Genomic DNA, 11,888 nt, shown 5'->3' with positions numbered 1-11,888 from the left:
CCGTGGGCCGCCGCCGGCTCGGGCTCGCCGCTCGCAGCCGGCTCGGCCACGCGCTGCCGGGGCACCGTGACGTCCTCGTCGGGGCGCTCGCACGCGCGGGCCGGGTGCTCCGGCGAGTGGGCCGGGAACCCGCCGGGCAACCGGCGGTGCTTGGCTGCCGCCTGCTGCTCGTGGTGGCCCGGCCGGCAGGGCTCGCCCTGGGCGCAGCCGTGCTCGGCCTCCCCGTGCGCCATCCCGGTCTCCTCACGCTCTCGCCCCGCCCGCCGGGGTCGCTCCGACGGGCCCTGTCACCGTACTGGCCGGCACCGACGCCCCGTACAGCCGCACCCGCCTCCCCCACCGGCAGCGCGGAACCGGGAGGGCGCCCGGTCGCGGAGGCGGACCGCCCGGCGCGGAGGCGCAGGTCGGGGCATGTCAGGCTGGGGCGGTGAGCGAGCCGGGCGGGACGGAACTGTCGGCCACGCTGCGCCGGATCGAGCGGGCGGCGGGGGCGCTGGCCAGCGCCAGCGTGGCCCGGATGGACGAGACCCAGCCCTGGTTCCGCGGCCTGCCGCCCGACCACCGCTCCTGGGTGATGCTGGTGGCCCAGGCCGGCGCCCGGTCGCTGGTGCAGTGGCTGCGTGACGGCGGCGGCACGGCGGACAGCACCCAGGAGGTCTCGGACGAGGTCTTCGCCACCGCGCCGCAGGCGCTCGCCCGCTCGATCAGCCTCCAGCAGACCGTCGCGCTGGTGAAGGTGATGATCGACGTCGTCGAGGAGCAGGTCTCGCACCTGGCGGCGGAGGGCGAGGAGCAGCAGTTGCGCGAGGCGGTGCTGCGCTTCTCCCGGGAGATCGCCTTCGCCGCCGCCCGCGTGTACGCCCGGGCCGCCGAGTCGCGCGGTTCGTGGGACGCCCGGTTGCAGGCGTTGCTGGTGGACGCGTTGCTGCGCGGCGACTCGCCGGACGTGCTGGCGAGCCGGGCGGCGGCGCTCGGCTGGGCGGACGCCCCGCCGGTGGCGGTGGCGGTCGGCCGCTCCCCCGGCGGGGAGGTCTCGGCGGTGCTGCACACGGTGCACCGGCAGGCCCGGCGCATCGGCACGGAGGTGATCGGCGGGGTGCACGGCGACCGGCTGGTCATCGTGCTCGGCGGCGCCGCCGACCCGGTCGCGGCCACCGGCAAGCTGCTCGGCGCGTTCGGGGACGGGCCGGTGGTGGTCGGTCCGGCCGTGCCGAGCCTGGACGAGGCGACCGAGTCGGCGCGCGCCGCGCTGGCCGGCTTCCGGGCCGCCCCGGCCTGGCCGACCGCGCCCCGGCCGGTGCCGGCGGACGAACTGCTGCCGGAGCGGGCGCTGGCCGGGGACGCGGAGGCACGCCGACGGCTGCGCCACGACGTCTATGCCGCGCTGGTGCGGGCCGGCGGGGAACTGCTGGAGACCCTCGACGCCTTCTTCGCGGCCGGCGGCACGCTGGAGAGCGCCGCACGGTCCCTCTTCGTGCATCCGAACACGGTGCGCTACCGGCTGCGGCGGATCTCCGACGTCACCGGCTTCTCGCCGCTCACGGCGCGGGACGCGTTCGCGCTCCAGGTGGCTCTCACCGTCGGCCGGCTCGACCCGGTGGTACCAACCGCGACAATGAACCCAGGCGGCGGTAAAACGTCACACACAGGTGATGATCGCCGCCGATTTCTGTAGGATCCCTCCAAAGGTTCTAGTGCGGTTTGGTCGGGGGCGGCACAGCGCTACCCGCGCGTATCCGGGAGAGTCATAGACGTGCTCGCCGTACTCTCGCCCGGCCAGGGTTCCCAGAAACCCGGCTTCCTGACTCCCTGGCTGGACCTCACCGGCGCCGAGGCGCGTCTGCGCTGGTGGTCGGCACTGGCCGGGGTCGACCTGGTGCACCTCGGCACCGTGGCCGACGCGGACGAGATCAGGGACACCGCCCGGACCCAGCCGTTGCTGGTCGCCGCCGCGCTGCTGGCCGCCGAGCACCTGCCGATGTACGACGTCACGCTCACCGTCGGGCACAGCGTGGGCGAGCTGGGCGCGGCGGCGCTCGCCGGGGTGCTCCCGGCGGAGGCGGCGATCACCCTGGCCGGCGTACGTGGCCGGGAGATGGCCGCGGCCTGCGCGCTGGAGCCGACCGGGATGGCGGCCGTGCTGGGCGGGGACCCGGACGAGGTGCTCGCCTCGATCGTCGCGCACGGGCTGCACCCGGCCAACCGCAACGGCGCCGGCCAGTTCGTCGCCGCCGGGGCCGTCGAGGGGCTGGAGAAGCTCGCCGCCGAGCCGCCGGCCAAGGCCCGGGTGATCCGCCTGAAGGTGGCCGGCGCCTTCCACACGCCGTACATGGCCCCCGCCGAGGCGGCGCTGGCGGCCGTGGCCGCCGGGATCACCCCGAGCGACCCGGCCCGGATCCTGCTGTCGAACCTCGACGGGGCCGCGGTCAACCACGGGCGCGCCATGGTGCAGCGCCTGGTCCGCCAGGTCACCGCGCCGGTGCGGTGGGACCTCTGCATGCGCACCCTGGCCGACCTCGGGGTGACCGGCGTGATCGAGCTGCCCCCGGCCGGCACCCTCGCGGGGCTGGTGAAGCGGGAGCTCAAGGGGGCCGGAGCCCCCGAGGTGGTCACCCTCAACACCCCGGACGACCTGCCCGCCGCCCGGGACCTGATCGCCCGGCACGGGATGGCGCCGAGCCACGAGCCGACCATGCACTTCCGCGTGGTGGTGGCCCCGTCGGCCGGCACCTTCGAGCCGGCGCGGGAGCTCGCCGAGGGCGACACGCTCCGCACGGGCCAGGTCGTGGGCCACGTGGCCACCCGGCAGGGCCCGGTCGAGGTGACCGCGCACGACAGCGGCGTGCTAACCGAGTGGCTCGCCCACCACGACGACCCGGTCGCGCCGGGGCAACCGCTCGTCCGTATCGGAGGTCACGCATGACCGGCAGCCGGATCGTCGCGCTGGGGCACTACCAGCCCTCCCGCGTGGTCACCAACGACGACATCGCCCAGTTGGTCGAGACCAGCGACGAGTGGATCCGGGACCGGGTCGGCATCGTCACCCGGCGGATCGCCGACGGCGAGACGGTCGCCGACATGGCCGCCGCCGCCGCCGGCAAGGCGCTGGCCAACTCCGGGCTCACCGCCGCCGACATCGACCTGGTCGTGGTGGCGACGTGCAGCTCCGCCGACCGCAGCCCGAACGTGGCCTGCCGGGTCGCCGCCAAGCTCGGCATCACCGCGCCCGGGGCGTTCGACCTCAACACGGCCTGCTCCGGCTTCGCGTACGCGCTGGGCACCGTGGACCACGCCATCCGGGCCGGCGCCTCGCGCAACGCGCTGGTGATCGGCGCGGAGAAGCTGTCCGACATCGTCGACTGGACGGACCGCTCCACCTGCATCATCTTCGCCGACGGCGCCGGCGCCGCCGTGGTGTCGGCGGTCGGCGACGGTGAGCCCGCCGGCGTCGGCCCGGTGGTCTGGGGCTCGGTGCCCGAGAAGGGCGACGCGGTACGCATCGAGGGCTGGCGCCCGTCCATCCGGCAGGAGGGCCAGTCGGTCTTCCGCTGGGCCACCACGGAGCTGGCGCCGCTGGCGCGACAGGCGTGCGAGCGCGCCGGGGTGGACCCGTCGGAGCTGGCGGCCTTCGTACCGCACCAGGCCAACGCCCGGATCATCGACGGCATCGTCAAGCGGCTCGGCATCCCGAACGCGGTCGTCGCCAAGGACATCGTCGAGTCCGGCAACACGTCGGCGGCGAGCGTGCCACTGGCCCTGTCCAAGCTGGTCGAGCGGCGGGAGGTGCCGTCCGGCGCCCCGGTGCTGCTCTTCGGCTTCGGCGGCGGCCTGACCTACGCCGGTCAGGTCGTCCGCTGCCCCTGAAAGCCCCTCCGGCCCCTGCGCCGGGGAGTGACGGCCGGCGTCGTCGGCCGTCGAATGATCCACGATGAGAGGAACCAACCGCAATGACCCGTGACGAGATCACCGCCGGCCTCGCCGAGATCCTCGAAGAGGTTGCCGGGGTGAACCCGGACGACGTGGCCGAGGGGAAGTCCTTCACCGACGACCTGGACGTCGACTCGCTCTCCATGGTGGAGGTCGTGGTGGCGGCCGAGGAGAAGTTCGGCGTCAAGATCCCGGACAACGAGGTGCAGAACCTGAAGACCGTCGGGGACGCCGTCACCTACATCGAGGCGCAGTCCTGATCATGGCTCACACCGACGTCGTCGTCACCGGGCTCGGCGCGACCACCCCGCTGGGCGGGGACGTCGCGTCGACCTGGGACGCCATGCTCGCCGGCCGCTCCGGGGTGGGTCCGCTCACCCAGGAGTGGGCCGAGCAGTTGCCGGTCCGGATCGCCGCCCAGCTCGCGGTCGAGCCGGCCGGCCTGATCGACCGGGTCAAGCTCCGCCGGCTCGACCGTTCCGAGGCGATCGCGATCATCGCGGCGCAGCAGGCCTGGGCGGACGCGGGCCTGGCCGACTCCGGGCTGGACCCGGAGCGGCTGGGCGTCAGCGTCGGCTCCGGCATCGGCGGCGCGCTGACGCTGCTCGCCCAGGACGACATCCTGGAGGCGTCCGGCCCGCGGCGGGTGTCCCCGCACACCATCCCGATGCTGATGCCGAACGGCCCCGCCGCCTGGGTGGGGCTGGAGCTGGGCGCGAAGGCGGGGGTCCACTCGGTGGCCAGCGCCTGCGCGACCGGTGCCGAGGCGATCGCGCTCGGCATGGACATGATCCGCGCCGGCCGGGCCGACGTGGTGGTGGCCGGCGGCACCGAGGCGGTCATCCACCAGCTGCCGATCGCCGGGTTCAGTTCGATGCGGGCGATGTCGACCCGCAACGACGAGCCGGAGCGGGCCTCCCGGCCGTGGGACAAGGGCCGCGACGGCTTCGTGCTCGGTGAGGGCGCGGGCATCGTGGTGCTGGAGCGGGCGGAGCACGCCGCCGCCCGGGGCGCCCGGGTCTACGCCCGGCTGGCCGGCGCCGGGCTCACCTCCGACGGCTACGACATCGTCCAGCCGCACCCCGAGGGCGAGGGCGCGATCCGGGCGATCGCGAAGGCGATCGCGGACGCGGGCGTCGCCAGGGCGGACATCGTGCACGTCAACGCGCACGCCACGTCCACCCCGGTCGGTGACGTGGCGGAGATCACCGCGCTGCGGGCGGCGCTGGGCGACCACCCGGTGCTGACCTCGACCAAGTCGATGTCCGGTCACCTGCTGGGCGCGGCGGGCGCGCTGGAGTCGATCGCCACCATCCTGGCGATCCGCGACGGTGTCGTCCCTCCGACGATCAACCTGGACGACCCCGACGACGGGCTGAGCCTGGACGTGGCCGCCAACGAGGCGCGCCGCATGGACATCCCCGCCGCGCTGAACAACTCGTTCGGCTTCGGCGGACACAACGTGGCTCTCGTCTTCACGCGGGCCTGAGACCACAGCCATGGAGGCTCACGTGACCACCACCGCCGTCGGCGTGGACGAATCTTCCGTCGTGGACCACCGGGATCCGGAAGTCCGGCTCCGGGCGTTGTTCGACGCGGGCTCGTTGCGGTTGTCGGTGCCGCGGGACACCTCGGGTGTGCTGTGGGCGCGGGGCGAGGTCGAGGGCTCGCCGGTGGTCGCGTACGCCACGGACGCGACGCGGATGGGCGGGGCGATGGGCACCGACGGGTGCCGGCACGTCGTGGACGCCATCGACACCGCGGTGCGGGAGCGGGTGCCGGTGGTGGGGTTGTGGCACTCGGGCGGGGCGCGGTTGGCCGAGGGCGTGGTCGCCCTGGACGCGGTGGGTCAGGTGTTCGCGGCGATGGTGCGGGCCTCGGGGCGGGTGCCGCAGATCTCCACGGTGCTGGGTCCGGCGGCCGGTGGCGCCGCGTACGGGCCGGCGCTGACCGACATCGTGGTGATGAGCGGCGCGGGCCGGATCTTCGTGACCGGCCCGGAGGTGGTCCGCAGCGTCACCGGTGAGCAGGTCGACATGGCCCGCCTCGGTGGGCCCGAGCCGCACGGCCGCCGCTCCGGGGTGGTCCACGTGACCTGCGCCGACGACGAGGCGGCGATGACCGAGACCCGCAAGCTCGCCGCGTTGCTGGGCCGGCAGGGGCGCCTGTCGCCCGACGACGTGTCCGCCCAGGACGAGGGTGGACACGACCTGGCGGCGAAGATGCCGGTGGAGACGAACCGGGCCTACGACGTCAGGCCGGTGGTCAAGGCGCTGCTGGACGCCCCCGGGGTGGAGCTGCACGCCAAGTGGGCGCCGAACGTGGTGACCACCCTGGGTCGCTTCGCGGGACGCACCGTCGGGGTCGTCGCGAACAATCCGCTGCGCCTTGGTGGCTGCCTGGACGCCTCCAGCGCCGAGAAGGCCGCCCGGTTCGTGCGGATGTGCGACTCCCTCGGCGTGCCGCTGATCGTCCTGGTCGACGTCCCCGGCTACCTGCCCGGCCTCGGCCAGGAGTGGGACGGCGTCGTCCGCCGCGGCGCGAAGCTCCTGCACGCCTTCGCCGAGGCCGTCGTGCCCCGGGTCACCCTGGTCACCCGCAAGGCCTACGGCGGGGCGTACATCGCGATGAACTCCCGCTCGCTGGGCGCCACGGCCGTGTTCGCCTGGCCGAACGCCGAGGTCGCCGTCATGGGCGCCAGCGCCGCCGTCAACATCCTGCACCGCAAGAAGCTGGCTGCCGTCCCCGCCGAGGAGCGCGAGACGTTGCGCGCGCAACTCGTCGAGGAGCAGACCCGCATCGCCGGCGGCGTCAACCGGGCCCTCGAGATCGGGGTCGTGGACGACGTCATCACCCCGGCCGAGACCCGCCGCCGCATCGCCGAGGCCCTCGCCGCCGCCCCCGCGGCACGAGGCGCCCACGGCAACATCCCCCTCTAGACCGGCCGATTCGTCGGGGCGCGGCCGGCGCGGGAGAGCCGGCCGCAGGCACCGGCGGGGACCGGCCGCCCGGAGGGCCGACGTACGCCGGAAGGGCCCGCGCTCGCCACCGAGCGCGGGCCCTTCCGCGTCGCTCAGCCCCGGTTGCGGGGGTGCCGGCGGGCGGTCCGCTCGTTGCCCCGGCGGTAGTTGCCGGTCCACCGCGCCATCACGAGCTGCGGGTCGCCGTCGACCTCGGCGAGGAACTCCGCCGCCCGGCCGCCGCGCAGGATGCCCGCCGCCCGGCCGTGGTGGGTGATGACCACGGTGCCGTCCGACCGCTCGACGTACGCGAAACCCTCAGCCGTTCCCATGTGCGCCGAAGGTGCCAGGCGGGGCGGACGAAGGCGACCCGGTTTTCCTGCTTGACTCTCCAGCGGATGGAGGCAGGAGGCTCTTCGACGTGGACGACCGCACCGACCTGTTCACCATCGGGCAACTCGCCCGCCGGACCGGCCTGTCCGTCCGGACGATCCGCTTCTGGTCCGATCTCGACCTGCTCCCGCCCACCGCCCGGTCCACCGGCGGTTACCGGCTCTACGACGCGGCGGCCGTGGCCCGGCTGGACCTCGTCCGCAGCCTGCGGGAGCTGGGGATCGGCCTGGACGACGTCCGCCGGATCCTCCAGCGGCGGACCAGCGTCCGGGAGGTGGCACAGGCGCACAGCCGCGCCCTGGACGCGGAGATCCGCACGCTGCGGCTGCGCCGGGCGGTGCTGCGGTCGGTCGCCCGACGTGGCAGCACGACCGAGGAGTTGAGACTGATGAACGACCTGGCCCGCCTCTCCGCTCAAGAGCGGCAACAGATCGTCGACGACTTCGTCGCCGAGGTCTTCGGCGGCGTGGAGCCCGGCCCCGACGGCGACGGGCTGGCCCGGGCGATGCGGACGCTCCCCGCCGACCTGCCCGACGAGCCCACCGACGAGGAAGTGGACGCCTGGGTCGAGCTGGCCGAGCTGGTCGCCGACCCGGACTTCCGCCGGCGGGTGCGCGCGATGGCGGTGGCCGGCGCGGCGGGCACCGCGCCGTCGCCTCCGGCGGCGATGCACTCGATCGAGCCGGCGCGCGCCGCGCTCGCCGCCGGCGTCGCGCCGGACTCGGAGCGGGCGCGGGCGGTGCTCGACGAGATGGTGGACCCGGGGCTGTCCCGCGACGAGCGGCTCGCGCTCGCCGACGGGATGGCCGCCTTCACGGACCGGCAGGTGGAGCGGTACTGGCAGCTGATCGGGGTGCTCAACCAGCGGCCTCCCTTCCCGCCCGCGGTGCCCGCCGTGGAGTGGCTGATCGCCGCCCTGCGCGCCAGCTAGTCCAATCGGGTTGACGACGCCCGTCCGTGCCGCTTTGATGGGCCGGCTCATCGTCAACGGGGAATGGACACCATGCGACGTCGTACCCGCGCCGCCGTGCTCGCGGCGCTCACCATCGGACTGACCGGCGGCTGCGCCGACGGGACGGAGTCGCCGTCGGCCGGCGGTTCCCCGTCGGCCTCGCCGGGCGCCACCGCCTCGCCGGTGACGCCCGGCCCGCCCTGGCACGACGAGGTGGTGGCCGCGACCGCCGGCACCACGGTGGGCGGGAAGGGCACGCCCTGCGAGCTGCCGGTCACCTTCTCGCTGCCGGCGGAGTGGAAGGTCGAGGCGGTGAAGAGCTCGGCGAAGTTCGGCGAGCCCCGCGTCGGCAAGGCCCTCATGCTGTGCGAACTCGACGCCCGGCCGACCGGCGCGCTCGGGTTCCTCCGGGTGTGGCGGGTCGACGGGGTCGCCGGCGGCGCCCAGGAGCACCTGAAGCACTTCCTCGACGCCTACTCGCCCGACGCCACCGACGCGGAGTACCGGCGCGTGAAGGCCGGCACCCTCGACGCCGTCGAGGCGAGCTACCTCAAGGAGGGCGGCGGCACGGTCCACGACCGGGCCATCGCGGTCTCCTCCCTGTACGGGCCGATCGTGCTGAGCCTGGACACCTCGGAGCCCGCGGAGCTGCTGCCGGCGTACCAGTTGGTGAAGCAGTCGGCCCGGATCAACCGCGACTGACGCGGCTCACGCGCGGCAGGTCGTGGCGGGCAGGCCGGTCACCGGCACCGGGGACCGGCCGTCCGGGCGGGCCTTGCCGGCCAGCACCCCGGCGAGGGCGGTCATCGACGCCCGGCTGGACGAGTAGGTCGCCAGCAGGGTCGGCGACTTGGCCTTCGCCAGCACGTACGGGGTGTCCATGGCGACCGTGACGGCGGCGTCGGCGCGCAGGTCGCCGGCGCCGTCGCCGTACCCGACGAGGTGCACCACGGTGCCGCCGCCGGCCACCACCTCGACCCCGGCGGCCTTGAGCGCCTCGGTCAGCGCCGCCCGGGTGTGGTCCCGCCCGCCGGAGGCGGTCACGGTCACCGGGCCCCGTACGCCGCCGCCGCAGGCGCCCCGCAGCACCGTCACCGCCGCCGCGGCCAGGTCCTCGGCCGCCTTGCGGTGCGCCGGGCCGCCCAGCGTGGACAGCTCCGGCGTGGGCCGGTCGGCCAGCTTGAACTTCATGGTCAGCACCCGGGTCGCGGCCTCGACGAGGCGGGCCCGGGGCAGCGAGCCGTCGCGGAGCGCGGCGAGCAGCCCGTCGTACGCCTGAGCGACGTTCGGCGGCATCAGGATCAGGTCGTTGCCCGCCTTCAGGGCGCGCACCGCGGCCTCGCCCGGCGACCAGCGCTTGGCCGGCGGCATGTTCATCCCGTCGGTGATCACCACGCCCTGGAAGCCGAGCTGGCCACGGAGCACGCCGGTGAGCAGCTTGTGCGAGAAGGTCGCCGCGGTGCCCGGGTCCACCGACCGCGCGTCGAGGTGGGCGGACATCACGGCCATCGCGCCCGCGTCGATGGCGGCGGAGAAGGGCGGCCACGCCCCGGTCTCCAGCGTCCGGCGGGGCTGGTCGAGCACCGGCAGTCCCTCGTGGGAGTCGGCGGCGCTGTGCCCGTGCCCGGGGAAGTGCTTGACGGTGGCCGCGACGCCCGCGGCCTGCAACCCGCGGACCGCGCCCGCGACCTGCCCCGCCGCCACCTTCGGGTCCGCCCCGTACGACCGGGAGCCGATCACGGTGCTGCGGGTGGCGAGCACGTCGGCGACGGGGGCGAAGTCGAGGTTGATCCCCATCGCGGCGAGCTCGGTGCCGGCCGCCCGCCAGGCGGCCTCGGTCAGCTCCGGCCTGCCGGCGGCGCCGGCGGCGAGGGCGCTGGGCAGCAGCGTCACGCCGTCGGTGATCCGGGTGACCACGCCGTGCTCCTGGTCGGTGCCGACCAGGAAGGGCGCCGGCCCGGCGGGCAGCCGGCCGGCGGCCGCGCGCAGGCCGTCGGTCAGCGCGCGGACCTGCTTCGGGTCGTCGACGTTGGTCGTCTCCTGGTTGCCCTTGGTCGGGTCGTCGGCGCTGAAGCCGACCAGGATCAGCCCGCCGAGCCGGTACTTCTCGACCATCTGGGCGGGGGTGTCCACCCCGGCCAGCGCCTGGTTGCCGGCCGCCGAGCCGGGCGAGACCCGGGTGGCCGCGTCGCCGTAGGCGTACGGCATCAGCACCTGGCCGACGAGGTCCTCGTCGGCGAGCGAGCCGACGAGGGCGGCGGCGCGGGCGGCGGGGTCGGCGCCGGGGACGCTCGTGGCGGGTGCCGGGGTGGCCGTGGGGGCGGCGGCGCTCGTCGGCGCCGGGTCGGGGCGGCGGTCCGCCGGACCGGAGCAGCCGGAGACGAGCAGCGCGGTCAGGGCGGCGAGCGCGACGCCGGCACGTCGCGGGGTAGTCGACACGCGGCCCATCCCACCAGTTCACCCCTTATCGGGGCAACTTGACCTTCACCCCGAAGGATGAGTCGGGCCCGGTCGGGGCCCGGGTGTCAGCCGACGCGGGTGAGCAGGGTCACCGGCGCGCCGTCGCCGGCGTACCGGTAGGGCTCCAGCTCGGCGTCCCACGCCGTGCCGAGCGCCTTGTCGAGGGCGTGCGCGAGGGCCTCCGGCGCCCGCGCGCCCGCCATGATGCTGCGCAGCCGGTCCTCGCCGAGCTGGATGTCGCCGGCCGCCCCGACGGTCGCCCGGAACAGGCCCCGCCCGGGCACGTACATGAAGCGCTCGCCGTCGGAGCCCGGGCTGGGCTCCTCGGTGACCTCGAAACGGATCATGGGCCACTGCCGGAGGGCAGCAGCCAGCTCGGCGCCCGTCCCCGGACGACCGGTCCACCCGCACTCGGCCCGGCGGGCGCCGGGGTCGACGGGCTGAGCCGTCCACTGCAGGTTGACCGGCGCGGCGAGGACGCGCGCGATCGCCCACTCGACGTGTGAGCACACGGCGAGCGGGGTTGAGTGGACGTATACGACGCCACGCGTTGGCACGGTGACCTCCCGGAGAGCGAGGTGCGTCTTCCCCTACGACCTCGACCACCCGAGTGGTTGCTGGAACACATGATGACTGGTGTGACGGATGGTGCGCCAGGGAATCGGAAAATTCGCGGGTCGGAATAGTCGGACGGGTGCCCCGGTTGACCCCTCACGACGCGATGACCTGCCAGGGATCGTGGTCGTGTACAGTTCCATCGGCGGCCTGTGCCGCGCACATCTTCCGCGGGTCCACCCACCAGGGTGTCACCCGCACAGCCCCCGGACGTTCCGTCCTCCCGTACGTCTTGCAAGGAGTACCTCCGTGGCGAGCAACACCTCTAAGACCGCGCGCGCGTCAGTCCGGGCCGGCCAGGCTGGCCAGGGTGGCGCCCTCAGCGTGCTGGGCGAGTTCAAGTACCTCATCCCGCTCAACGGCGGCAAGCACGCCTACGTGCGGAACCTGACCAACGGCAAGACCGCGCACCTGCGCACCGACTCCGAGGCGTTCGTCGAGGAGATCCGGGTGCTGGCCGCCGCCGGTCACGCCGCGAAGATCCGGGCCGAGATCAACAACCTCAACGCCACCCACCCGGGTGACGGCTGGGACGCCACCGAGAAGCGCCTCGTCGAGGCCGGCGTCTTCGAGGGCTGAGC

At 74.9% G+C, this 11,888-nt stretch carries 12 protein-coding genes and 1 pseudogene; 9 read left to right on the top strand and 4 right to left on the bottom strand.

From position 1 onward, the window contains the following. Positions 1–233: pseudogene (locus tag AB0G13_RS24540) on the bottom strand (hypothetical protein); the annotation flags it as partial. 194 nt (positions 234–427) lie between these two features. On the opposite strand from AB0G13_RS24540, the gene AB0G13_RS24535 reads away from it, so the two are divergent. From AB0G13_RS24535 to AB0G13_RS24510, 6 genes are all read left to right on the top strand, one after another. After that, positions 428–1,675, top strand: a complete 1,248-nt coding sequence (locus AB0G13_RS24535; protein ID WP_357878409.1) for a helix-turn-helix domain-containing protein — start codon at positions 428–430, stop codon at positions 1,673–1,675. Between the two features lie 78 nt (positions 1,676–1,753). Next, on the top strand, positions 1,754–2,923 hold the full coding sequence (locus AB0G13_RS24530; protein ID WP_357878406.1) for an acyltransferase domain-containing protein: 1,170 nt from the start codon (positions 1,754–1,756) through the stop codon (positions 2,921–2,923). Continuing rightward, entirely contained in the window at positions 2,920–3,864 is a 945-nt protein-coding gene (locus AB0G13_RS24525; RefSeq protein ID WP_357878403.1) for a beta-ketoacyl-ACP synthase III, read from the top strand. The genes AB0G13_RS24530 and AB0G13_RS24525 overlap by 4 nt, the downstream gene beginning before the upstream one ends. 83 nt (positions 3,865–3,947) lie before the next feature. Beyond that, entirely contained in the window at positions 3,948–4,187 is a 240-nt protein-coding gene (locus tag AB0G13_RS24520) for an acyl carrier protein (RefSeq protein WP_089013151.1), read from the top strand. A 2-nt stretch (positions 4,188–4,189) separates the two neighbouring features. Continuing rightward, positions 4,190–5,416 (top strand): beta-ketoacyl-ACP synthase II, encoded by a 1,227-nt coding sequence (gene fabF, locus AB0G13_RS24515; protein WP_357878399.1) that lies wholly within the window; start codon positions 4,190–4,192, stop codon positions 5,414–5,416. Between the two features lie 10 nt (positions 5,417–5,426). After that, positions 5,427–6,866, top strand: coding sequence for a carboxyl transferase domain-containing protein (locus tag AB0G13_RS24510; protein ID WP_357878395.1), 1,440 nt, complete (start codon positions 5,427–5,429; stop codon positions 6,864–6,866). A gap of 134 nt (positions 6,867–7,000) precedes the next feature. On the opposite strand, the gene AB0G13_RS24505 is transcribed toward AB0G13_RS24510, so the two are convergent. After that, positions 7,001–7,219 (bottom strand): hypothetical protein, encoded by a 219-nt coding sequence (locus AB0G13_RS24505; protein WP_357878392.1) that lies wholly within the window; start codon positions 7,217–7,219, stop codon positions 7,001–7,003. A gap of 89 nt (positions 7,220–7,308) precedes the next feature. On the opposite strand from AB0G13_RS24505, the gene AB0G13_RS24500 reads away from it, so the two are divergent. Both AB0G13_RS24500 and AB0G13_RS24495 read left to right on the top strand, forming a co-directional pair. Continuing rightward, complete coding sequence (locus AB0G13_RS24500) at positions 7,309–8,211, top strand: MerR family transcriptional regulator (RefSeq protein WP_357878389.1); 903 nt, start codon at positions 7,309–7,311, stop codon at positions 8,209–8,211. 72 nt (positions 8,212–8,283) lie between these two features. Then, positions 8,284–8,934: a lipoprotein gene (locus tag AB0G13_RS24495; protein ID WP_357878386.1), complete on the top strand. Its 651-nt coding sequence runs from the start codon at positions 8,284–8,286 to the stop codon at positions 8,932–8,934. A gap of 6 nt (positions 8,935–8,940) precedes the next feature. On the opposite strand, the gene AB0G13_RS24490 is transcribed toward AB0G13_RS24495, so the two are convergent. Next, positions 8,941–10,680: a glycoside hydrolase family 3 N-terminal domain-containing protein gene (locus AB0G13_RS24490; RefSeq protein ID WP_357878383.1), complete on the bottom strand. Its 1,740-nt coding sequence runs from the start codon at positions 10,678–10,680 to the stop codon at positions 8,941–8,943. Between the two features lie 77 nt (positions 10,681–10,757). Further along, on the bottom strand, positions 10,758–11,249 hold the full coding sequence (locus AB0G13_RS24485; protein ID WP_357878380.1) for a DUF3145 domain-containing protein: 492 nt from the start codon (positions 11,247–11,249) through the stop codon (positions 10,758–10,760). 307 nt (positions 11,250–11,556) lie between these two features. Here AB0G13_RS24485 and AB0G13_RS24480 point away from each other — a divergent pair, with 307 nt between their 5' ends. After that, positions 11,557–11,886 carry a hypothetical protein gene (locus AB0G13_RS24480; protein ID WP_121655853.1) on the top strand — a complete coding sequence of 110 codons (330 nt, stop codon included), beginning with the start codon at positions 11,557–11,559 and terminating at the stop codon, positions 11,884–11,886. The last annotated feature ends 2 nt before the right edge of the window (positions 11,887–11,888 follow it).

The sequence above is a fragment of the Micromonospora sp. NPDC023633 genome (assembly GCF_040640035.1).
Lineage (GTDB): Bacteria > Actinomycetota > Actinomycetes > Mycobacteriales > Micromonosporaceae > Micromonospora.
Note: the sequence above shows the minus strand (reverse complement) of the source record. Positions and strands in the feature narration are given on the sequence as shown.

Coding starts and splice junctions, on each gene's coding strand:
- fabF (WP_357878399.1), top strand. CDS start 4,190: ATGGCTCACACCGACGTCGTCGTCACCGGGCTCGGCGCGACCACCCCG.
- AB0G13_RS24520 (WP_089013151.1), top strand. CDS start 3,948: ATGACCCGTGACGAGATCACCGCCGGCCTCGCCGAGATCCTCGAAGAG.
- AB0G13_RS24490 (WP_357878383.1), bottom strand. CDS start 10,680: ATGGGCCGCGTGTCGACTACCCCGCGACGTGCCGGCGTCGCGCTCGCC.
- AB0G13_RS24510 (WP_357878395.1), top strand. CDS start 5,427: ATGGAGGCTCACGTGACCACCACCGCCGTCGGCGTGGACGAATCTTCC.
- AB0G13_RS24495 (WP_357878386.1), top strand. CDS start 8,284: ATGCGACGTCGTACCCGCGCCGCCGTGCTCGCGGCGCTCACCATCGGA.
- AB0G13_RS24525 (WP_357878403.1), top strand. CDS start 2,920: ATGACCGGCAGCCGGATCGTCGCGCTGGGGCACTACCAGCCCTCCCGC.
- AB0G13_RS24505 (WP_357878392.1), bottom strand. CDS start 7,219: ATGGGAACGGCTGAGGGTTTCGCGTACGTCGAGCGGTCGGACGGCACC.